Genomic DNA, 21,648 nt, shown 5'->3' on the forward strand with positions numbered 1-21,648 from the left:
CCGCGTTCCCCGGCGCCGGGGAACGCGGATCGTGTGCGCACAGGCCGGTCTCCTCGACGAGTTCACGCGCGGCGGCGCCGGCGAGGTCCTCGTCACCCCTGACGAATCCACCGGGCAGCGCCCACCGCCCCTGGAAGGGCGGCTCGCCGCGCCGCACGACCAACGCGCAGAGCGCGTGGCGGCGCACGGTGAGCACGACCAGATCGACGGTGACAGCGAACGCAGGGAAGGCCGACGGGTCGTAGGGGGGCATACGTTGATCATAGTCGTCTGCCTGACGATAAACACTCCTTCCGCCATCTCGGTGCGTACTTCTCGACCACGTCTACTTCATGGCCGTCTCCCCCCGCTTTCGCCGATCTCCGGCCCGCCCGCACCGGCCGCGCCCGGCGCCGCCCCCGCCGCCGCCCCTTCACCACCGGAACCACCGGACCGTCACTCACCACGACCGGCGCCGTCCCGAGCCGGGGCGGACGGAATCGGGGTCCGGACTCGGGGTTCGGGGCCCAGGGTGCGGGGTCCGGGTCCAGGTCCAGGGTTCAGAGGTCCGGGGTTCAGAGGTCCGGGGTTCAGAGGTCATCGGCCGCTCCTGCTTCCGCGCTCCCCGCCGCGCCGTCCCGCCCGGTCGCGCGCCGTCCTCACACCGGCGCGGGGGCCCGTACGCGCCGGAACCCGCGGCGCCTTCGGCCGGCGCGGCCCCGAGGGCGGACGGGCGGCGACCGCGCGCCCGGAGGAGCCGCCGCCGCGCCGGCACGAGCCCGGTACGGCGCGCGTGTCGCGCTCGGCCCGCAGGCAGCGGCGCAGGGCCTCCGGATCCAGCCCCTCGTTGCACGCCTGGTGCAGCAGTTGCGCGAAGACGTACCCCGGGTCGAGGCGCAGGGCGAGTCCGAGGGCGACCCGGGCGCTGGGCTCGTCCCCGGTCGACCAGGCGACCCATCCGGCCAGGGTCAGCGGAGCCGTCGCGTGTTCCGTGTAGGGGCCGACGCAGCGCCGGGACAGCGCGCGCCAGAGCCGCAGCGCGGGCGCCGCGTCGGTGCCCTCCATCCACTCGGCCGCCCGGTCCCGGGTCTCGCGGTCCTGGAGGCCGAGGATGACGGCCGCCGCCTCCTCGTGGGTGATGAGCGCGTCGTCCTCGGTGTCCTGGGCGACGGTGCCAGTGCCCGGCGCGCGCTCCAGCCGCCCCATGAGCCCCCGGGCCAGTTTCAGGGTCTCCTCGGCGACTCCCTTCCGGTTTCCCCCGGACAGGATCCTGGGGACGAGCGCCGCGCCCGCGTTGTCCAGCGCGCGCTCCTGTTCTTCGGCGGCCGGGGTGTTCCAGGGCTCCAGACGGGCTTCCATGTCGCGCAGCGATCCGCGGACCTGAACTCCGGCGTAGGCGGCGGCCGCCGCCATCACCGACGTACCGGGCAGGGCCAGTCCGGTGCCTTCCGGCGGGCAGCAGCGCGTATCGGGACAGCAGTAGGACCAGAAGCGTCCGTCGGAGATGCAGAGCACCTCGTGCACGGGTACGTCGAGCCGACCGCAGGCGGTACGCAGCCGTTGCGCGAGGGGCCGAAGCCGTTCCATCACCTGCCGGCCCGTCTCCCCCGGGGCCGGGTCCTGGCAGAGGAAGGCGACGACGCCGCTGGGCCGGGGGCCGCGCCGCTCGCTGCCCTCGATCAGACACTCGGCGAGTTGCTCGGCGACCGGCGGCCATTCGCGGGGCGAGCGGGGAATGCCGAGCCTGAGCCGTCCGCCGAAGCGGCCGCGGTCGCCATGGAGGGCCACCATGACCACGGAGTCGTTCGGGTGGAAGCCCAGCAAGTAGGGCAGGGAGTCGGCGAGTTCGGCGGGGCTGCGCAGGGTGATCTGCTGTTCGTCGGCGGATCCGGTCGATTCGTGGTGCTTGTGCGTGTTCATGGCTCGACGTTCCCGCGTCGGGCCGAATCCCGCGACCCCTGTGGATAACTTTATCCACAGGGTGTCGGGCCTCCTGGCGTTCTGTCCGGCCCATGCGGTTTCCTGGTACGGCCACCGCACCGGATCGGCGGCGCGGGTCAAGAACCCACGGGTCAGAGAGTTTCGGGCCGGGAGACCTCGGGGCAAGCGGCAGCGCGTCGAGAAGCCGCGCGTCAGGAGCGCGCTGGGCGGAACCGGATCGCGGTGCCGCCGCCGGCGACGAGCGGCAGCGTGAGCACGGTGGACGAGCGCACCGTGCGGGTCCGGACGTCGATCGGGAGGGGATTGTCGTGCCAGCTGGTCTCGGCGGCATCGCTGTAGATCTCGGCGCTGTACCGGCCGCGCCCCAGGAAACGCAGCGGCACCCGCAGCGTCCGGTCGTACTCGTCGGTGATCGCGCCGAGGTACCAGGTGTCGCCCTTCCGGCGGGCGGCGACGGTGTAGTCGCCGATGACGCAGTCCAGGAACCGGGTCTCGTCCCAGCTGGCGGGCATGTCCTTCAGATAGGCGAATCCCGGGTGGGAGTGGTAGTTCTCCGGGGTGTCGGCCAGCATCTGCAGCGGGCTGAAGAAGATGGGGTAGAGGGCGAGTTGGGCGGCCGAGGTGGTCTGCACGCGCGTTCCGAGACTGGCCGGGTCCCAGGTCACGTTGAGCACACCGGGGGTGTAGTCGGCGGGGCCGCCCATGAACCTGGTGAAGGGAAGGACGGTGGCCTGCTCCGGCGGATTGCCGAGCCGCCCCATGTAGTTGTGCTGCTCCATCCCGGCGACGCCCTCGCTGGTCATCATGTTCGGGTGGGTGCGTGCCAGCCCTGTCGGCTTGATGGCCTCGTGCGCGATGACCATGATCTGGTGGCGGGCCGCGGTGTCGACGACCCGCTGATAGTGACGCACGGCTTCCTGGTCGAAATGGCTGCGGTTTACGCCGCCCAGCAGGAACTTGGTGGCATAGCCGGTCTTGACCGCGTGGATGCCCAGTTCGGCGTAGCGCGCGAAGATCGTCTCAAGGTGCTGGTCGTAGTGGTCGACGAAGCCGCGGGTCTCGTTGTGCGCGGTGAATCCGATCCCGTTGGCCCGTGCGTAGCGCAGCACCTCGGGCAGGTCGAGGTCCGGCTGCGGCGTGAGGAAGTCCTGGTCGGTCCACTGACCGCCGGCGTTGGTGTTCCACCCTTCGGCGAGTACGTGGCTCGCTCCGGCCTCGCGGGCAAGGTCGATGTACTGCTTGACGCGCTCGGTCGTCGCCCCGTGGCGCGGTCCCTCGGTCCAGGTCGTGTGGCGGCGTTGCAGCTCCCACCAGACGCCGACGTAGGTGCCGGGCGAGATCCACGACGTGTCGGCGAGCGCGCACGGCTCGTTCAGGTTCTCGGTCAGGTGTGATTCGGCGAGGTCACCGGGACGGTCGCCGATGGTCAGCGTGCGCCACGGGGTGGAGAATTCACCCGACAGCCGGGCCTTCGTGCCGTCGGGGAGGCTGATCAGCTCGCTGGTGAGGGTGCCCGGTCTGGTGGTGTCGGCGGCTAGGGTCATGCTGGGGTAGTCGATCAGCGCCGCCTCGTGCAGCACGATGTGCTGGCCGTCCGGTGTCGTCAGTGTCAGCGGGGTCTGCGCGGTTCTCACGTCGGACAGCTGGGCGCGCCGGTAGTGTCGTTCGTCGGCGTTCCAGTCGGTGCCCGCCTCCAGTGACCAGCTCAGGGAGGCCGGCGGCAGCGCGAACTCGGTGCGCTCGGCGGTGACGGTGCAGGTGTCGAGACCGGGCTGCGCCGGCAGGTGGTAGCGGAAGCCGACGCCGTCGTCGAAGACCCGGACGATCACGTCCAGCCGTATCCCGCTCGTCGGCTGTACCGTCCGCAGCACGCACTCCCTGGCGTGGTTACGGACGAGCGCGTCGGGGCCCCACACCGGACGCCACGACTCGTCGACGGTCCGTCGTTCGACGGATTTCACCACCAGGCCGCCGGTGAGCGAGGGCAGGCCGGCCAGATCGAGCCCGAGCCCGGAGGGTGCCACCAGGACCCGGCCGCGGCGCACGATCTGATAGCGGAGCGATCCGTCCGTGACGAGAACGGTGAACCGCAGCAGCCCGTCCGGTGAGTCGACGGTGACGTGCCCGGAGGGTGTGACGGACGCGGCGGACGCGGGGGCGGTGAGCGCCCCGGTCAGTACGGCGCCCGCGGTGGCGCCCAGGACCGTACGGCGATTCGGCTTGCTGACCACTTCACACTCCATCGCGGCGGGCTCGGTACTCAGCGGACGGGACACATCCTGGGGCCGGTCACGGGCGCTCGGCAATGGCCTCGTGGACACCTCCTGATGTCTTGCGCAGCGCAGCCGGTGCGCCGAGTCGGGACTTGTGTCCAGATGTACGGGCTTGTGGTGCGAGCAGCCCGACCGTGGCCGTCGGGCGGTGGGAGTCGCCTATCCGGCCACGGCGAGGACGAGCGGGAGTACCTGGGCGGCACCGCTCTGGCGCAGCAGGCGTGCGCCGACGGCCAGGGTCCAGCCGGAGTCGGTGTAGTCGTCGACGAGCAGGATGGGGCCGGGGGTCGTGGCCAGGGCGGCGGCGAGTTCGTCGGGCACGGTGAACGAAGCGGCCAGGGCGCGCAGCCGCTGGGCGGAGTTGCTGCGGTGTGCCGCGTGCTCGTCGGACCGCGTGGCGTAGGCCAGGCTGCCGAGCATCGGGAGCTTGCCGATCCGGGCCAGGCCCTCGGCCAGGGAGGCCACCAAGTGCGGGTGGGTGCGGGAGGGCATGGCGACGACGCCCACCACCCGATCCGCCGCGTCGGGGGAGCCGCTGGCCCAGCCGCCCGGCGACCGGGCCCAGTCCGCGACCACCGTCACGACGGCGGCGAGCACGTCGTCCGGGACCGGCCCGTCGGCGGCCTGTGCCGACAGGAGCGGCCGCAGGCGGTTGCCCCAGCCGATGTCCGACAGCCTGCCCAGGGCACGGCCCGGGGACGCCTGCTGGCCCACGGGGATACGGCCCTTGAGGTCGACCCCGACCGCGGACATGCCCGAGGGCCACATGCGGCGGGGCTCGACGTCGACGCCCGGCCGGTCCAGCTCGCCCCGCGCCGACGCGAGGGCCCCGGGAGAGACGGCAGGGTCGAGCCAGGGTCCCGCGCAGGTGTCACAGCGCCCGCACGGGGCCGCCTTCTCGTCGTCGAGCTGGCGCTGCAGGAACTCCATCCGGCACCCGGTGGCCGACACGTAGTCCCGCATGGCCTGCTGTTCGGTGCCGCGCTGTTCGGCGACCCAGGCGTAGCGCTCGGTGTCGTACGTCCAGGGGGCGCCGGTGGCGGTCCAGCCTCCCTTCACGCGCTTGACGGCCCCGTCCACGTCCAGGACCTTCAGCATCGTCTCCAGCCGTGAGCGCCGGAGGTCGACCAGTGGTTCGAGGGCCGGCAGCGACAGCGGGCGGCCCGCCTGTTCCAGGACCGTCAGGGTGCGCCGTACCTGTTCCTCGGGCGGGAAGCCCACCGAGGCGAAGTACGCCCAGATCGCCTCGTCCTCCCGTCCCGGGAGCAGCAGCACATCCGCGTGGTCCACGCCGCGTCCCGCGCGTCCTACCTGCTGGTAGTAGGCGATGGGGGACGAGGGCGATCCCAGGTGCACCACGAAGCCCAGGTCCGGCTTGTCGAATCCCATCCCCAGTGCCGAGGTGGCGACCAGCGCCTTGACCCGGTTGGCGAGCAGGTCCTCCTCCGCCTGCAGCCGGTCGGCGTTCTCCGTCTTGCCCGTGTAGGAGGCCACCGGGTATCCGCACTGGCGCAGGAAGGCCGCGACCTCTTCCGCCGTGGCGACCGTCAGCGTGTAGATGATCCCCGAGCCCGGCAGGTCGCCCAGCCGCTCCCCCAGCCAGGCCAGCCGATGGGCCGAGTCCGGCAGTTCGAGCACGCCCAGCCGCAGGCTCTCCCGGTCCAGCGGCCCGCGCAGCACCAGAGCGCCCCCGCCGCCCGTACCGAGCTGCTCGGCCACGTCGGCGGTGACTCTGGCGTTCGCGGTCGCCGTCGTGGCGAGCACGGGCACCCCGGCGGGCAGCTCCGCCAGCATGGTGCGCAGCCTGCGGTAGTCCGGGCGGAAATCGTGTCCCCAGTCGGAGATGCAGTGCGCCTCGTCGACCACCAGCAGGCCGGTCGTGGCCGCGAGCCTGGGCAGTACCTGCTCGCGGAAGTCCACGGAATTGAGGCGCTCGGGGCTGACGAGGAGTACGTCGGTCTCGCCGCGCTCGACCTCCCCGTAGATGGTTTCCCAGTCCTCCGGGTTGGCCGAGTTGATGGTGCGGGCCTTGATCCCGGCCCGCGCGGCCGAGTCGACCTGGTTGCGCATCAGCGCCAGCAGGGGCGAGATGATCACCGTGGGGCCCGCGCCGCGGCGGCGCAGCAGAGCGGTGGCGACGAAGTACACGGCCGACTTGCCCCAGCCGGTGCGCTGCACCACCAGGGCGCGCCTGCGCTCCTCCACCAGGGCCGCCACCGCCTGCCACTGGTCCTCCCGCAGGCGCGCCGAGCCGTCCGGATCACCGACCAGCTCGGCGAGGACGGCGTCGGCTTCGGTGCGCAGCTCCTGGTTGTTCATGCCTCCATGCAACCGCACGGCACTGACAACGGCCCAATCCGGGCAGGCCGGGGGTTCGCCCTGGTCCTCGTGGTTCGCGCCGGTCCTCGCGGTTCGGAGCGGGGGCGGGGCTGCGACCTGGGGTGATCGGGGAGGGATATCACTGCCATACCGGCGCATTCCGGGCGGCGGCGCCAATTGCTCGTTGCCGCGCGCCCCCGGGCCGGTGAGAATTGGAACCGCCCCCGTGCGGTTCCGTTCGCCACCAGGGTTGTGCGCGGCGCGTCCCCACTCGACCTTGCCCGCAGTGTGGGCGCGTATGCGAAGGGAGGAACGTGACCTTCGGATTCGCCTCGTCCGCTGCCGGTTCGGTGAACCCCCCGGCCGCTTCGGTCAGCCGCCTCGCCAGAATGCTCGAACCGGCCGAGTGGGCGGCGGCGGGAATCCCTCTGCTGCGGGCTCCGCGCGAGGTGGTGAGCGGACTGCACAGCCGGCACCGGCCCGTCCCGGGGACGGCCGTCGTGGCGGTGCTCGACCACGAGGAACGGCTCGCCGCCAGCGCGTCCTTCGTGCCACGTCCCGCGCCGGTGGACGGCTGGGAGTTCCGCAACGCGCTCCTCGCCCACCTGCGGCTGGTTCTCCCGCACGATCTGCGCCGGCGCACCCCGGTACGTACGGCGGTGCTGCTCTACTGCAGGGAGGGTGACGGGCAGTGGACGCAGGAGGACGGGGCCTGGATGTGGGGGCTGCGCGACGCCTGCACCCTGCACGGTCTGCGCTGCGGGGCGTACATCACGCTGACGCGCGGTGGCTGGCAGGTGCTGGGTGAGGGCCGGGGCGGACGGCGGCCGAACTCCGCGTCGCCGCCCGCACCGCTCTCCGAGGCGGCCGCCGACCCCGGCCCGTCGCCTCTCGGCGGGGGCGGTGGGGCCGTGGAAACGCTGCGTCGCACGGCCGCCCGCTGACCATCGCGGTCCGCCGGCCTCGTGAGCACGGGCGGAGCGGGCAGCGCGGGGACGCGCGGCTCGGCGGCCCGGCCACCCCCTGAACGGGCAGCCGGGTCACGACCGGGCCCTACGGCACGCGCGTCTCGCGACCGGAGACGCACCGAGGGCCGTACGGCTCAGACGCCCGCGCCGAGCACGGCGTCGATCCGCTCCGAGTCACCGCACACGACGAGCAGCGCGGTGGCCCGCTCGCGGGCCTGCGGAAGCACCCGTGCGACGGCCTCGTCGCCGCCTCCGTTGACCGCGACGACCACGACGGGGCGGGGCCGTACCCGGGTGATGGCGGCGGCACCGGCGAAGAACACGTCCTCGCCCGCGTCGTGCTGAGCCCAGTAGGCGGTCTCGCCGAAGGACAGCTCGTGGGCTGCCCACGGGTGCTGTTCGCCGGTGGTGAGCACCAGGATGTCGCCCGGTGCCCGGCCGGAGTCCAGGAGCAGGTCGACCGCCTCCTCGGCGGCCTGCAGCGCGCCGTCGGCCGGAGCCGGGACGAGCTGGATCTGCGGTGCGGAAGGGGTGGTGGGAGTGGCGGTGCCGGGCGCCTCGGGCTGACCGGCTGAGCTGGGCGAGCGCTGCGCCGGCGGCGCGGGCCTCGCGGGGCCGGGACCCGGGCGTCCGGGTCGCGGCGTCGTAGCGGAACGCGGCCCCGGGACGGGACGCGGACCGGGTACGGGACGAGGGGTCGGCGCGGTGCGGCCGGTGGCCGGAGTGGCGCTGGGACCCTGGGCTCTCTCGTGAATCTGAGGCTCCTGAGGGATGAGAGGCATGGCTGGATGTCTGTCAGACGCCGGTGCGACTGGCATCGGCGGGTGGGCACATTCGTCCCCATACCCACTGCCGGAAAGGCGCATGGGTGGGAGGGGCACCGAACATGCCGGGTCGGGTAGGGCCCGGCATGCCGGACGTTCAGAAGTCGAAGCCGAGTTGGCCCCCGCTTTCCATGGCGGCGGCCTCCGCGGAGAACCGGACCTTCTTGAGATGCCGCCATTTCGGCAGCGCGTCGAGATAGGACCAGGAGAGCCGGTGGTGCGCGGTCGGCCCCCACTGCGCCAGCGCCGCCTTGTGCACCGGCGAGGGATATCCGGCGTTGGCGTCGAAGGCGAAGCGCGCGTACTCCTCGGACCCGGCGCCCAGTTCGGCCATCATGGCGTCCCTGCGCACCTTGGCGAGCACCGAGGCCGCGGCCACGGAGACGCAGGACTGATCGCCCTTGATGACCGTGCGCACCGTCCAGGGCCCTCCGAGATAGTCGTGCTTGCCGTCGAGGATCACCGCGTCGGGCCGTACCGGCAGCGCCTCCAGGGCGCGTACGGCGGCGAGCCTGAGCGCGGCGGTCATCCCGAGGGCGTCGATCTCCTCCGGGGAGGAGTGCCCGAGACCGTACGAGGTGACCCACGCCTCCAGTTCACCGGCCAGCTCCGCACGTCGTTTGGGGCTGATCAGCTTGGAGTCGGTGAGGCCCGCCGGGGGCCTGCGCAGTCCGGTGACGGCCGCGCACACGGTGACCGGCCCGGCCCACGCGCCGCGTCCGACCTCGTCGACACCCGCGATGATTTTGGCATCGGTGGTGGCGCGCAGTGAGCGCTCGACGGTGTGCGTGGGTGGTTCGTACGGCATGGCAGTAGCCAGGTTACGCCGCCCTCGGGCCGCGCGACAGACCGGGTGCCGACCGTTCCGCGCGAACTCCGCCGCGCGGCGCGGCGCGGTGCCCGGCGGGCCGCCGTCGCACCGGTCCGCGTACACCGTTCCCGGCCCAACTGATCGCGTCTCGGGGCCCGTCCCCGGGGTCCGGGACCGTCACCCGGGTCCGTGGCCCGGCGCCGTCGCGCAGGCCGGCGGCAGCCAGTGGGGCAGCGGCTCGGTCCGTGACAGCCAGTGCTCCGGAGGCGCGCCCGTGCGGGCCGAGGCGATCACGCCGCCGGCGATGGCGCATGTCGTGTCGATGTCGCCGCCCGCCAGGGCCGTGGTCCAGAAGCCGCGCTCGTAGTCGCCGAGCGCCCGCGCGGCCGACCACAGCGCGAACGGCACGGTGTCGTGCGCGCTGGTGCGGCGGCCGCATCCGAGGACCGCGGCCACGGTGCCCGGGTCCCCGTAGTCCAGCATGTCGCGGGCCCGCCGCAGCCCCGCCCCGACGGCGCTGCGCGGTACCAGGGCCACCACCCCGTCGAGCAGTTCCTCCGGCGAGGGCGGCCCCGCCGGGTCGGCGGCGAGGCAGGCCGCGGCGGCCACCGCCATCGCGCCGACGACGGCCTCGCGGTGCTGGTGCGTGGTGTAGGCGGAGATCTCGGCCTGGTGCGTGGCCTGCTCGGGGTCGCCCGCGTACCAGGCGCCGAGCGGCGCGATCCGCATGGCGGCCCCGTTGCCCCAGGAGCCCTGGCCGTTGAAGAGTCCGGCGGCGAGTTCACGCCAGTCGCCGCCCTCACGGATGAGGCGCAGCATGCGGTTGACCGCGGGGCCGTATCCGCGGTCGAAGTCGTGGTGGTGCGCGAAGGAGTGTGCGAGCGCGTCCTGGTCGACGCGTCCGTGCCGGACGAGTACGGCCAGTACGGACGCGGCCATCTCGGTGTCGTCGGTCCACTGCCAGGTGCCGGGAGGCGGTTCGCGGCGCTTGAGCAGCGGGTGGTTACGGGGCACGAAGAACTGGGAGCCCAGGGCGTCTCCCACGGCCAGGCCCCGCAGACTGGCCAGAGCGCGGTCGGCGCGCGCGTCGCGCGTCCGGTCCCGGGTGGAGTCGGCGTTCATCCTGGGATCATTCTATCCGGTACGGCCGTACGGCTCGGGGACGCGCCAGCGTTCGAAGGGCCTGTCCAGGGCGTAGGTGCCGTCCGTGCCGAGCAGCAGGGTCCTGGTCTCCGCGTTGTAGGGGTTGACCAGTGACTCGAATTCGGCCACGGACCAGTGGAACCAGCGCATGCAGAAGAGCCTCATGGTCAGCCCGTGGGTCACCAGCAGCACGTTCGGCGGCGCGTCCGGCGCCTCGAAGCTGCGGTGGAGGGATTCCAGGAAGGCGCTGACCCGGTCGTAGACGTCGGCGCCGGACTCGCCCTGGGCGAAGCGGTAGAAGAAGTGCCCGTAGGCGTCCCGATAGGTCTTCTGGAGGCGTACGTCCTCCCGGTCCTGCCAGTTGCCCCAGTCCTGCTCCCGCAGCCGGGGCTCCTCCCTTATACGCACCAGGGCCGGATCGAGGCCGAACGCCTCGAACGTCTCGTGGGTGCGGCGGTACGGGGAGACGAAGACGCCCACCCGCTCCTGGCCGAACGTCTCGCGCAGCCGCGTGCCGGTCTGCTCGGCCTGAGTACGGCCGGTCGCGGTGAGCGCCAGGGCGTGGTCGGGCTCGCGTTCGTACACCGTGTCGTCCGCGTTCCCCTCCGACTCGCCGTGCCGGACAAGGACAATGCGTCGCGGTCGCGCCATGGGTCGACCCTAGACGCAATACCAGTGACTTTGCGGCTGCCGGGGCTGTCGGCGGACCGTGTTTCCGCAGGTGAGGCCGCCGAACTGGCCCCTATGTCACTGGTATTGACCCTAGACGAGCAAGTCCGAAGTAGCGTCGTCCGCCCCTTGGGGCGGGCGGGGAGGTGTCAGGTGCGCTGCGCTCGCTGCGCTCCCTCCGCCTCGGCGCTTGACGCGTCCTTCGGATGCCGAGCGCTGCCGCAAGGCGGAGGAGGGAAGCGACGCGGAGGGGGCACCTCCCACGCCCTTAAGGCAGTGGGGGAGTCGTTGACCGACGACAACGCCGCGGATGTGCGTGCATGGCGCCTCCCCGCAGACGGGACTTCGGACTTACTCGTCCAGGCCCTGCCTGACACATGGCGCCGTCCGCCCCTCGGGCGGGGCTCCCGCCGTCCGGCGCCGCGGCCGCCCGTGCCCGGGGCCACTCGTCCGGGGGTGAGCGCGGCGGCGCCGGTCACACCGTCCAGGACGTCTCCAGGTCGACGACGTCCCCCGCGAGCGCGGCCACGTCGGCGGCGGTCTGTGCGCGCAGGGTGAGCCGTTCGACCCGTTCGATCCGGTATTTTCCGTGCTCGGCGGCCGACTGCCACATGGAGAGCACGATGAACTCGTGTCCGGGAGCCTCGCCGAACAGTCCGCGCACCATTCCGGGCGAACCGGCCATCGCCGGGTTCCAGACCTTCTCCTGCATGAGGGCGAAGTGCTCCACCCGGTCCTCGTGCACCTTGCAGTGGGCGAAGCGGACCACGTCCGCGTCGGTGAACCGCGGTTCGAATCCCGTCTTCACATCGAAGCGGTAGTCGAAAAGTTTGACCTGGGTGTCCCGGAACGTGCCGGACTGTGCGGCGGCCAGCCGGTCGTGGGAACGCGCCATGAACGAGTCGTAGAAGGCGCGGCTCTCCCAGAACGCGAACACATGGACCACGCCCGGCCTCGCCCTGCTCCATCCCCCGCTCTGCCCCCGGAACCCCGGCTCACCGAGCAACCCCGCCCATTTCCGCTGCCCGCGTTCGAAACCTCGACGGTCGATCACGGTGCAGCGAGTCCACTTGACCAGCACGGCGCCATCGTACGGCGCGGGGCGTGGCACCGGTCACGCCACCGGTCGGGCGATACCGATGCGATACGGAGGGCCCGTGCGTGCCGCTCCCTCGCGGAAGGGGCGATTACCGGCGAGTACTGGCCATGCTGGCGTCAACTGGCCACATCGCGAGGTCCTTTGTCAGTGCCCCGGTCTAGCCTGGTGTCCATGGCTCGTATCACGGCCGGGATTCCGTCGGCCGGCCCGGTGCCGGCCCGGGGACGGTCAGGACTGAGGGGGAATGGGTGAGCAGTCTCAACAGAGGAGTGTCCAAGGTCGAGGTCGTCCTGAAATGGGATCCGAGCGCCATGGGCGAGCCGCCGCACGATCTCGACCTCGTCGCGGCCACCTTCACTTCCGACGCACCGGCCGAGCCCGACTATCTGGTGCACTTCGGCAGCCGCTCGCCGGACGGCACGATCACCCTGGACCGTCAGAGCCGCACCGGCCAGGGGTTCGGTGACGACGAGGAGATGACGCTGGAGCTGGACCGGCTGGGCTCCGGATACGTCCGTGTGGTGGTGGGGGTGGCGATCCAGCAGCGCGACGGGCGGCGCACGTTCGGGGACGTGGCCAACCCGGCGCTGCGGGTCATGGAGGGCTACACGGAGCTGGCGCGGCACGACTTCGCCGGTCTCGCCGAGGCCACGGCGGCCACCGTCGCGGAGTTCGTCCGTGCCGACTCGGGCGCCTGGGAGTTCCGTACCTCGGTCCGCGGTTTCGACACCGATCCGCAGTCGTTCGGCGCCCTGATGGGTGCCTGACCCGCCCGGAGCGCGCCCGCGCCGCACCCGGTCCGCCGTACGCGGACGGCTCGTCCGGCCCTGTGCACGCCCCGAGGGGCGGCGAGCCGCGTTCGGCCCACCGCCCCTCGGTTCCGTCCTGTCCGCACCGCGGCCAGGGGCCGCGGTGCGCGTTCTGAATCAGCTGCAGCCGCTGGTGGAGCCGCAGCCCTCGCAGATGTAGCAGGATCCGGCTCGCTGCATCTTCGTGCCGCAGGAGAAGCAGAGCGGCGCGTCGGCGCTGATGCCCAGCTGCATCTCGACCAGTTCGGCCGAGGTGTGCGCCTCCTTGGCCGCCGGGACGACGGCGGGCTTGGACGCGGCGGCCTCGGGGACGGCGGCCGGGGTCGGCCGGGAGAAGACCTCCGCGCCGGGGCCGGCGTCGTCCAGGGACGGCTCGTACGAACCGGTGTCCAGGTGGCGCTGGCGCTCCTCCGCCGAGTGGATACCGAGAGCCGAGCGCGTCTCGAAGGGGAGGAAGTCCAGCGCGAGGCGGCGGAAGATGTAGTCGACGATCGACTGCGCCATCCGTACGTCGGGATCGTCCGTCATACCGGCGGGCTCGAAGCGCATGTTGGTGAACTTCGAGACGTAGGTCTCCAGCGGAACGCCGTACTGGAGGCCGACGGACACCGCGATCGAGAAGGCGTCCATCATCCCGGCGAGGGTCGAACCCTGCTTGGACATCTTGAGGAAGACCTCGCCGAGACCGTCGTCGGGGTAGGAGTTGGCGGTCATGTACCCCTCGGCGCCACCCACCGTGAACGACGTGGTCAGACCGGGGCGGCCCTTGGGCAGGCGCTTGCGGACCGGGCGGTACTCGATGACCTTCTCCACCGCCTGGCGGATGGTCTCCTCGGCCTTCTCGGTGACCTTCTCCTCCGCCTTCTTCTTCGCGGAGAGGGGCTGGCCGACCTTGCAGTTGTCGCGGTAGATCGCGAGCGCCTTGACGCCCATCTTCCACGCCTCGAAGTAGACCTCTTCGACGTCCTCGACGGAGGCGGTCTCCGGGAGGTTGACCGTCTTGGACAGCGCGCCGCTGATCCACGGCTGGATGGCCGCCATCATGCGGACGTGGCCCATGGCGGAGATGGAGCGCTCGCCCATCGCGCAGTCGAAGATCTCGTAGTGCTCGGTCTTCAGGCCGGGCGCGTCGACGACCACGCCGTTCTCGGCGATGTGCGCGACGATCGCCTCGATCTGCTCCGACTGGTACCCGAGTCGGCGCAGCGCCTGCGGCACGGTGCCGTTGACGATCTGCATCGAGCCGCCGCCGACCAGCTTCTTGAACTTGACCAGGGCGAGGTCGGGCTCCAGACCGGTGGTGTCGCAGGACATCGCGAGACCGATGGTGCCGGTGGGGGCGATGACCGACGCCTGGGCGTTGCGGAAGCCGTTCTTCTCGCCGAGGCGCAGTACGTCCTGCCAGGCTTCGGTGGCCGCGGCCCAGACGGGGCTGTCGAGGTCGTCGACGCGGACCGCGGTGCCGTTGGCGTCGGAGTGCTGCTTCATGACGCGCTTGTGCGGCTCGGCGTTGCGGGCGTAGCCGTCGTACGGGCCGACGACGGCGGCCAGCTCGGCGGAGCGGCGGTAGGAGGTGCCCGTCATCAGTGAGGTGATGGCGCCGGCGAGGCTGCGTCCGCCGTCGGAGTCGTACGCGTGGCCCGTGGCCATGAGCAGGGCGCCGAGGTTGGCGTAGCCGATGCCGAGCTGGCGGAAGGCCCGGGTGTTCTCGCCGATCTTCTGCGTCGGGAAGTCCGCGAAGCAGATGGAGATGTCCATCGCGGTGATGACCAGCTCGACGACCTTGGCGAAGCGCTCGGACTCGAAGGACTGGTTGCCCTTGCCGTCGTCCTTGAGGAACTTCATCAGGTTCAGTGAGGCGAGGTTGCACGAGGTGTTGTCCAGGTGCATGTACTCGCTGCACGGGTTCGAACCGTTGATCCGGCCGGACTCGGGGCAGGTGTGCCAGCGGTTGATCGTGTCGTCGTACTGGATGCCCGGGTCGGCGCAGGCCCAGGCGGCCTCGGCCATCTTGCGGAAGAGGGTCTTGGCCTCGACCTCTTCGATGACGTCACCGGTCATCCGGGCGCGCAGCCCGAACTTCGAGCCGGCCTCGACGGCCTTCATGAATTCGTCGTTGACGCGGACCGAGTTGTTGGCGTTCTGGTACTGGACGGAGGTGATGTCGTCGCCGCCGAGGTCCATGTCGAACCCCGCGTCGCGCAGGGCGCGGATCTTCTCCTCCTCCTTCACCTTGGTCTCGATGAAGTCCTCGATGTCGGGGTGGTCGACGTCGAGGATGACCATCTTGGCCGCGCGGCGGGTGGCGCCGCCGGACTTGATGGTTCCGGCGGAGGCGTCCGCGCCGCGCATGAAGGAGACCGGGCCGGAGGCGTTGCCCCCGGAGGAGAGGAGTTCCTTGGAGGAACGGATCCTGGAGAGGTTCAGACCGGCGCCCGAGCCCCCCTTGAAGATCATTCCCTCTTCCTTGTACCAGTCGAGGATCGAGTCCATGGAGTCGTCGACCGACAGGATGAAGCAGGCGGACACCTGCTGCGGCTGCGGGGTGCCGACGTTGAACCAGACCGGCGAGTTGAAGCTGAAGATCTGGTGCAGGAGGGCGTAGGCCAGCTCGTGCTCGAAGACCTCGGCGTCGGCGGGCGAGGTGAAGTACTGGTAGTCCTCGCCGGCCTTGCGGTACGTCTTCACGATCCGGTCGATGAGCTGCTTGAGCCCGGTCTCCCGCTGCGGGGTGCCGATGGCCCCGCGGAAGTACTTGCTGGTGACGATGTTGACCGCGTTCAGCGACCAGAAGTCGGGGAACTCGACGCCACGCTGCTCGAAATTGACCGAGCCGTCGCGCCAATTGGTCATGACGACGTCACGGCGCTCCCAGACCACCTCGTCGTACGGATGCACGCCGGGGGTCGTGTGGATGCGCTCGATACGCAGACCCTTGCCGCCCTTGGCTCCCTTGGACCGGGTGCCTCGTGCCGGGCCGCTCGCCGTCTCTGTCATGCCGCCTCCCATATACGTACAAAAACGCCCAAAAACGCCATGTTCTTCCCATGGCACAGGGTGCTGTCTGATGCCGGGGGCGCGCACGGAGGCGCACCCGGGGCAGGTCTTTCGGTCACCGCGGAGCGGCCGGGATCGAGCCGGCCGGTCAGTCCGCGGCGGTGGCGGGTACGGGGACCACGCCGGCCCCGTCGTCGCCGGATTCCTCGGAGGGAGGCCGCTCGCGCAGTTCCGCGACGGCGGCCTCGAAGTCTTCGAGCGAGTCGAACGCCCGGTACACGGATGCGAAGCGCAGGTAGGCGACCAGGTCGAGTTCCCGCAAGGGGCCGAGTATGGCCAGTCCCACGTCGTGGGTGGTCAGCTCGGCGCTCCCGGTGGCGCGCACGGCCTCCTCGACCCGCTGGCCGAGCTTGGCGAGGGCGTCCTCGGTGACCGGCCGTCCCTGGCACGCCTTGCGCACACCGGAGATGACCTTGGTACGGCTGAAGGGTTCCGTCACGCCGCTGCGCTTGATCACCATGAGTGAGGCGGTCTCGACCGTCGTGAAACGGCGGGCGCAGTCGGGGCACTGGCGGCGGCGCCGGATGGACGTCCCGTCGTCGGTGGTGCGACTGTCGACGACCCGGCTGTCGGGGTGCCTGCAGAAGGGACAGTGCATGGCTACCAACCCTCCTTCACAGCGCGACGAAATAGCCCCGGCAGGGCTCGGAACGAGCCCCTCGAAGCGATCCCCAGCATAGGTGATGCCGTCACCGGCCCAAGACCGGGGCACCACAACTTCTGGGTGGCTATGACAATCCAACCACTAGATCTGGGGTTTTATTGCACATCGGACCCCGGCGCGTGTCGCGCGTCGGGGCGGGCGGGCCGGAGTCGGGCCGCGGGCCGCGCGGACCGGCCACGAGAGCCGCGCGGACCGGCCATGAGAGTACGGGAAGGGCGCGGCGCCCCCGCTCACGGGCCGTCCGGTGGAAGACTGACGCCCGCCCTCCGGGCCACCGCGGCGCCGCACCAGGCCGGTACGGTGACGACCCAGGCACGGGAGTCGCCGACCGACACGACACGCCTATACACCCGGCCGACCACTCAAAGTAGGCACTCTTCGATTTTTCACTCGAACGTGTGTTTGGCGCAACCTTTCGAAAGCTACTACCGTTGTCCAGCCAGGGAGAACATTTCGAGAGGGGCCGACGTGACCACCACCGCAGACAGTGCCACCATCACTGCCCAGGACCGCTCCCAGAGCCGATTCGAGCCGGTGCATGCCATGAACGACGCAGTCATGAACCCGGAGGGTTCCAAGCCCACCCGCTCACTGCCCGGTCGACCTCCAGGAATCAGGGCGGACAGCTCGGGTCTCACCGACCGGCAGCGCAGGGTCATCGAAGTCATCCGCGACTCCGTGCAGAGGCGGGGCTACCCGCCCTCCATGCGGGAGATCGGCCAGGCCGTGGGCCTCTCCAGCACCTCATCGGTGGCGCACCAGCTGATGGCCCTGGAGCGCAAGGGCTTCCTGCGCCGCGACCCGCACCGGCCGAGGGCCTACGAAGTACGCGGATCGGATCAGCCGAGCACACAGCAGACGGACACGACCGGCAAGCCTGCCGCGTCGTACGTGCCGCTCGTGGGCCGGATCGCGGCCGGCGGGCCGATCCTCGCCGAGGAGTCCGTCGAGGATGTCTTCCCGCTCCCCCGCCAGCTGGTGGGCGACGGCGAGCTGTTCGTCCTGAAGGTCGTCGGCGACTCGATGATCGAGGCGGCGATCTGTGACGGGGACTGGGTGACGGTCCGCCGTCAGCCGGTCGCGGAGAACGGTGACATCGTCGCGGCCATGCTGGACGGCGAGGCCACCGTCAAGCGCTTCCGGCGCGAGGAGGGCCATGTCTGGCTGCTTCCGCACAACGCCGCCTACCAGCCCATCCCCGGTGACGACGCGACCATCCTGGGCAAGGTGGTGGCGGTTCTCCGGAGGGTGTGACCCTCCGTTCTCCAAAGGGTGTGGCCCCTCGGCCGCACCCCTGCCCCGCACAGTTGCGGTACACGCCCGATCCCTCGTGTACCGCAACTTCGGTTCGGGGGCCTCCCCTGACTACCGGCCGTCGGCCACGGCCGTGGCATCGATCGCGGCGAGCGACCTGCGGACGGTATTGCGGTCCGTGGTGTACCAGAAGTCCGGCAGCGAGGCCCGCAGGAAGCTGCCGTAGCGGGCGTTGGCCAGCCTCGGATCGAGTACGGCCACGACGCCCCGGTCCCCGCTCGCCCGCACCAGCCGTCCGGCGCCCTGCGCCATCAGCAGGGCGGCATGCGTCGCGGCCACCGCCATGAAGCCGTTTCCGCCGGCCTCCTCCACCGCCTTCTGGCGCGCGCTCATCAGTGGATCGTCGGGACGCGGGAACGGGATCCGGTCCATCACGACCAGCTGGGAACTCGGCCCCGGCACATCGACGCCCTGCCACAGCGAGAGCGTGCCGAACAGACAGGTCTTCGGATCGGCCGCGAACGCCTTGATCAGCTCGCCCAGTGTCTCCTCGCCCTGGAGCAGAATCGGCGCGTCCAGCCGCCCGCGCAGCTCCTCGGCCGCCGCCTGGGCGGCGCGCATGGAGGAGAAGAGACCGAGCGTACGACCGCCCGCCGCCTCCACCAGCTCCGCCAGCTCATCCATCATGTCGCCGCGCGAACCCTCCCGGCCCGGCGTGGCCAGATGGCGCGCGACGTAGAGGATCCCCTGCTTGCGGTAGTCGAAGGGCGAGCCGACGTCGATTCCCTTCCACTGGGGGACGTCCTCGCCCTCGGTGCCTTCCGGCGCCAGACCGAGCGAGGCACCCACCCCGTTGAAGTCCCCGCCGAGCTTCAGCGTGGCCGAGGTCAGCACCACGGAGCGGTCCGTGAACAGCTTCTCTCTGAGCAGCCCCGACACGGACAGCGGCGCCACGCGCAACGACGCGCCGAACCGGTCGTGCCGCTCGTACCAGACGACGTCCCACTCGGAACCGTTGGCGATGCGCTCGGCCACCGTATGGATGGACTCGACCGAGGCGAGCGCCTGCTTGCGCACGACGTCCTCGTCCTGCACGGACTTGTCACGGGTCGAGCCGAGCGCCGAGATGACCGTACGGGCGGCGTCCCGCAGCGCCATCAGCGCGTAGCCGAGATCCTCGGGGACCTCCTCCAGCCGTCCCGGCAGCGCCAGTTCCATTACACGTTCGAACGTCTCGGACGCTGTCTGGAGGGCGTCCGCCGCCTTCTCGTTCACCAGCTTGGCCGAGCGGCGCACCGCGCGCTGGACCTGCCCGGGGGTCAGCTCACCGGTCGCGACGCCGGTGACCCGGGAGACCAGCTCATGGGCCTCGTCCACGATCAGCACCTCGTGCTGGGGCAGTACCGGAGCCCCCTCGATCGCGTCGATCGCGAGGAGCGCGTGGTTGGTGACCACGACCTCGGCGAGCTTGGCGCGCTCCCGGGCCAGCTCGGCGAAGCACTCGGCGCCATAAGCACACTTCGTCGCCCCCAGGCACTCCCGGGAGGAGACGGAGACCTGGGACCAGGCACGGTCGGAGACGCCCGGCGTCAGATCGTCCCGGTCCCCCGTCTCCGTGTCGTCCGCCCAGTCCCGCATCCGCAGCAGGTCCTGGCCGAGCCTGCTGGTGGGCGCGGCGGCCTCGAACTGGTCGAAGAGGCCGTCGTCCTCGTCCTGCGGCATGCCCTCGTGCAGCCGGTGCAGGCAGAGGTAGTTGGAACGCCCCTTGAGCATGGCGTAGTCCGGGCGCCGGCGCAGCAGCGGATGGAGCGCGTCGACCGTGCGCGGAAGATCGCGCTCCACCAGCTGGCGCTGGAGCGCGAGGGTCGCCGTGGCCACCACGACCCGCTCGCCGTGGGCCAGGGCGGGCACCAGATAGCCCAGGGACTTACCGGTGCCGGTGCCCGCCTGGACGAGCAGATGGGACGGGGCGTCGATGGCCTCGGCGACGGCCTCGGCCATCGCGACCTGGCCAGGCCGTTCCACACCGCCGACAGAGCTGACGGCGGCGTGGAGGAGCTCGGGGAGTGATGGCTTCGTCATAGCCCGACCACCCTACGGGGCCCCACTGACAACGGCGGTCAGTCGCTCGAAAGCCGGACAGCGAGCGGGTTGGGGACGGTGCCCCGCACGGCGGCGTGCGGCCGGTCCGCGCGGTCACGGTAGCCGTCGAGGTGCAGCCGGTTCCGGTTGAGGCAGAGCCGCTCGATACGAGGCGTGAGCAGGTCGAATGTCTCGAAGCGCTCCTTCAGCTCCGGGAACCGGGCCTGGTAGCGGAGAATCTCCGCCCGTACGAGGGACCAGAAGTCGTCCTCGCGGACTCCCAGCTGCTCCTGGCAGAGCGGCGCGAGATAGCGGAAGACGCCGACGAAAAGCCCTGAATGGATGAACTGGGTGAGGAAGGCGGGCTCCTCGGTGAGGAGGATCTCCTTCACGTCGGCGGGCATGTCGTCGTGCTCGGGCAGCGGCCTGGCACTGATGTTCACGTCGTCCACGAAGTCCTTGATCGCCAGCCGCACCGGCACGTCTTGGCCGTCGAAGACCACGATGGCGTTCTCGCCGTGCGGGGAGAAGACGGTCCCGTACCGGTAGAGGAAGTGCAGCAGGGGCGGCAGGATCGCGGCGAAGAGCCGCTGGAGCCACTCCCCGGAGGCGAGCCCGGAACGCTCGACGAGTTCGGCGGTGAACGCGCGGCCCGCCGGATCCGTATGGATGAGGGAGGCGAGAGTGCGGGCGCGCTCGCCAGGGGCGAGACGGGTGTGCAGGGGTTCGCGCCAGATGGCGCCGAGCAGTTCCTTGTACTGGTACGGGACTTCGGGGAGCCGGTCGTAGAGGGGGTGTTCCACGGTCACGGAGGCGACTTCGCCGAGCAGGACGACCCCGCATCCGTCGCGCAGGAAGGGGTCCGCGTCGCGGATGCCGTGCATCCACGCGGTGACGGCGGGGGCGGCCAGGGTGCGTTCGGTGGGCAGTCCGCGCCAGACGAGGGTGTTGAGGATCGACAGCGGCAGTTTGACCGTGTGCCGGTCGGGCCGGTCGATGTTGAGGAACGTACGGATGGACTGCTGCGGCAGTCGCAGATCACCGTCGGTGGGGAGCGGGACGATCGCTCCCTCGGCTATCGCGGGGGCGTAGAGCTGGACCAGGACCTCGTCCCACTGCCAGGGGTGCACCGGGAGGTAGAGGTACGCGGCGGGGTCCAGGCCCCGGTCGCGCAGTACGGAGTCGAAGCGCTCGCGCACCCGCTCGTCGAGTTCGCTCGCGTAGAGGCGGTCGGGGACGTTCAGCGCGGGGACGCCTCGGTAGCTGGCGAGGGACGTGCTGGCGGCGATCCAGGGGATCCTGACCGGGGTGCGCGCCTCGGGGGCCCAGCGGTCCGTGTCGGTGGCGGAGAAGCCCACCCTGCCCTTGTTCAGGACGATCCAGGGGTGACCTGTCTGGTGTCCTTCGAGTTCCGCGTAGTCCAGGTCCGCGAGGTGCGCGGCGGTGAGCGCGGTGTGGGCCAGCTTGGCGTCGGCGGCCAGGGTGGTGGTCAGCTCCCGTACGAGGTGGCCCAGGGTTCCGCCGTCGAGGCCGAGCAGTCGGCGGGAGAGCAGCAGGAAGCGCAGGGGGTCGGTGAAGGCGCCGCCGTCGCACTCCACGGAGTCGGGGTCGACGCGCCAGCTGCCGTAGGAGCCACGTGTGGCGCGGAAGGTGAGCGTCTCGCCCTCGTCGAGTGTCAGGGCGTAGTGGCCGCCGGACGTCCCGGGCACGGAGTCGGGGTCAGGGGTGGAGTCGGAGGCGGGAACGGGGGCGGTGG

Annotated in this window: 16 protein-coding genes; 3 read left to right on the top strand and 13 right to left on the bottom strand. The window is 71.2% G+C overall.

Features of this window, described 5'->3' with window-relative positions; translation table 11 throughout:
* The 4 genes from DVH02_RS36260 to DVH02_RS20370 form a co-directional block, all read right to left on the bottom strand.
* A partial coding sequence (locus DVH02_RS36260) for an NUDIX domain-containing protein (RefSeq protein WP_407697652.1) occupies positions 1-253 on the bottom strand: 253 nt, incomplete at its 3' end.
* 323 nt (positions 254-576) lie between these two features.
* Positions 577-1,899: a DUF4192 domain-containing protein gene (locus DVH02_RS20360; protein ID WP_114625266.1), complete on the bottom strand. Its 1,323-nt coding sequence runs from the start codon at positions 1,897-1,899 to the stop codon at positions 577-579.
* 212 nt (positions 1,900-2,111) lie between these two features.
* Positions 2,112-4,151: a glycoside hydrolase family 97 protein gene (locus DVH02_RS20365; RefSeq protein ID WP_158575919.1), complete on the bottom strand. Its 2,040-nt coding sequence runs from the start codon at positions 4,149-4,151 to the stop codon at positions 2,112-2,114.
* A 201-nt stretch (positions 4,152-4,352) separates the two neighbouring features.
* Positions 4,353-6,512 carry a RecQ family ATP-dependent DNA helicase gene (locus DVH02_RS20370; protein ID WP_114625268.1) on the bottom strand — a complete coding sequence of 720 codons (2,160 nt, stop codon included), beginning with the start codon at positions 6,510-6,512 and terminating at the stop codon, positions 4,353-4,355.
* A gap of 314 nt (positions 6,513-6,826) precedes the next feature.
* On the opposite strand from DVH02_RS20370, the gene DVH02_RS20375 reads away from it, so the two are divergent.
* Positions 6,827-7,456: a hypothetical protein gene (locus tag DVH02_RS20375; protein WP_114625269.1), complete on the top strand. Its 630-nt coding sequence runs from the start codon at positions 6,827-6,829 to the stop codon at positions 7,454-7,456.
* A gap of 158 nt (positions 7,457-7,614) precedes the next feature.
* Here DVH02_RS20375 and DVH02_RS20380 read toward each other — a convergent pair whose 3' ends face one another.
* The 5 genes from DVH02_RS20380 to DVH02_RS20400 form a co-directional block, all read right to left on the bottom strand.
* On the bottom strand, positions 7,615-8,262 hold the full coding sequence (locus tag DVH02_RS20380; protein ID WP_114625270.1) for a hypothetical protein: 648 nt from the start codon (positions 8,260-8,262) through the stop codon (positions 7,615-7,617).
* Positions 8,263-8,401: 139 nt separating this feature from the next.
* On the bottom strand, positions 8,402-9,112 hold the full coding sequence (locus DVH02_RS20385; protein ID WP_114625271.1) for a ribonuclease HII: 711 nt from the start codon (positions 9,110-9,112) through the stop codon (positions 8,402-8,404).
* Between the two features lie 180 nt (positions 9,113-9,292).
* Positions 9,293-10,237 carry an ADP-ribosylglycohydrolase family protein gene (locus tag DVH02_RS20390; RefSeq protein ID WP_114625272.1) on the bottom strand — a complete coding sequence of 315 codons (945 nt, stop codon included), beginning with the start codon at positions 10,235-10,237 and terminating at the stop codon, positions 9,293-9,295.
* A 12-nt stretch (positions 10,238-10,249) separates the two neighbouring features.
* Complete coding sequence (locus tag DVH02_RS20395; RefSeq protein ID WP_114625273.1) at positions 10,250-10,909, bottom strand: histidine phosphatase family protein; 660 nt, start codon at positions 10,907-10,909, stop codon at positions 10,250-10,252.
* A 493-nt stretch (positions 10,910-11,402) separates the two neighbouring features.
* Positions 11,403-12,008: a YdbC family protein gene (locus tag DVH02_RS20400; protein ID WP_114625274.1), complete on the bottom strand. Its 606-nt coding sequence runs from the start codon at positions 12,006-12,008 to the stop codon at positions 11,403-11,405.
* A 266-nt stretch (positions 12,009-12,274) separates the two neighbouring features.
* On the opposite strand from DVH02_RS20400, the gene DVH02_RS20405 reads away from it, so the two are divergent.
* Complete coding sequence (locus tag DVH02_RS20405) at positions 12,275-12,793, top strand: TerD family protein (protein WP_114625275.1); 519 nt, start codon at positions 12,275-12,277, stop codon at positions 12,791-12,793.
* 159 nt (positions 12,794-12,952) lie between these two features.
* Here DVH02_RS20405 and DVH02_RS20410 read toward each other — a convergent pair whose 3' ends face one another.
* Together DVH02_RS20410 and nrdR are read right to left on the bottom strand one after the other, a co-directional pair.
* Positions 12,953-15,832: a vitamin B12-dependent ribonucleotide reductase gene (locus DVH02_RS20410; protein ID WP_114625279.1), complete on the bottom strand. Its 2,880-nt coding sequence runs from the start codon at positions 15,830-15,832 to the stop codon at positions 12,953-12,955.
* A gap of 148 nt (positions 15,833-15,980) precedes the next feature.
* Positions 15,981-16,490, bottom strand: coding sequence for a transcriptional regulator NrdR (gene nrdR, locus DVH02_RS20415; RefSeq protein WP_114625276.1), 510 nt, complete (start codon positions 16,488-16,490; stop codon positions 15,981-15,983).
* A 534-nt stretch (positions 16,491-17,024) separates the two neighbouring features.
* Here nrdR and lexA point away from each other — a divergent pair.
* Positions 17,025-17,810 (top strand): transcriptional repressor LexA, encoded by a 786-nt coding sequence (lexA, locus tag DVH02_RS20420; RefSeq protein ID WP_114625277.1) that lies wholly within the window; start codon positions 17,025-17,027, stop codon positions 17,808-17,810.
* A 111-nt stretch (positions 17,811-17,921) separates the two neighbouring features.
* On the opposite strand, the gene DVH02_RS20425 is transcribed toward lexA, so the two are convergent.
* Together DVH02_RS20425 and DVH02_RS20430 are read right to left on the bottom strand one after the other, a co-directional pair.
* Positions 17,922-19,892, bottom strand: a complete 1,971-nt coding sequence (locus DVH02_RS20425; protein WP_114625278.1) for an ATP-dependent DNA helicase — start codon at positions 19,890-19,892, stop codon at positions 17,922-17,924.
* A gap of 38 nt (positions 19,893-19,930) precedes the next feature.
* Positions 19,931-21,648: IucA/IucC family protein (locus DVH02_RS20430; protein ID WP_147286091.1), on the bottom strand; the 1,718-nt coding region annotated here is incomplete at its 5' end.

It is taken from the genome of Streptomyces corynorhini, from assembly GCF_003346515.1.
Taxonomy (GTDB): domain Bacteria; phylum Actinomycetota; class Actinomycetes; order Streptomycetales; family Streptomycetaceae; genus Streptomyces; species Streptomyces corynorhini.

Bases quoted from the DNA above. Each gene is read 5' to 3' on its own strand.
- DVH02_RS20360 (WP_114625266.1), bottom strand. From the start codon at position 1,899: ATGAACACGCACAAGCACCACGAATCGACCGGATCCGCCGACGAACAG.
- DVH02_RS20370 (WP_114625268.1), bottom strand. From the start codon at position 6,512: ATGAACAACCAGGAGCTGCGCACCGAAGCCGACGCCGTCCTCGCCGAG.
- DVH02_RS20380 (WP_114625270.1), bottom strand. From the start codon at position 8,262: ATGCCTCTCATCCCTCAGGAGCCTCAGATTCACGAGAGAGCCCAGGGT.
- DVH02_RS20385 (WP_114625271.1), bottom strand. From the start codon at position 9,112: ATGCCGTACGAACCACCCACGCACACCGTCGAGCGCTCACTGCGCGCC.
- DVH02_RS20390 (WP_114625272.1), bottom strand. From the start codon at position 10,237: ATGAACGCCGACTCCACCCGGGACCGGACGCGCGACGCGCGCGCCGAC.
- DVH02_RS20395 (WP_114625273.1), bottom strand. From the start codon at position 10,909: ATGGCGCGACCGCGACGCATTGTCCTTGTCCGGCACGGCGAGTCGGAG.
- DVH02_RS20410 (WP_114625279.1), bottom strand. From the start codon at position 15,832: ATGACAGAGACGGCGAGCGGCCCGGCACGAGGCACCCGGTCCAAGGGA.
- nrdR (WP_114625276.1), bottom strand. From the start codon at position 16,490: ATGCACTGTCCCTTCTGCAGGCACCCCGACAGCCGGGTCGTCGACAGT.
- DVH02_RS20425 (WP_114625278.1), bottom strand. From the start codon at position 19,892: ATGACGAAGCCATCACTCCCCGAGCTCCTCCACGCCGCCGTCAGCTCT.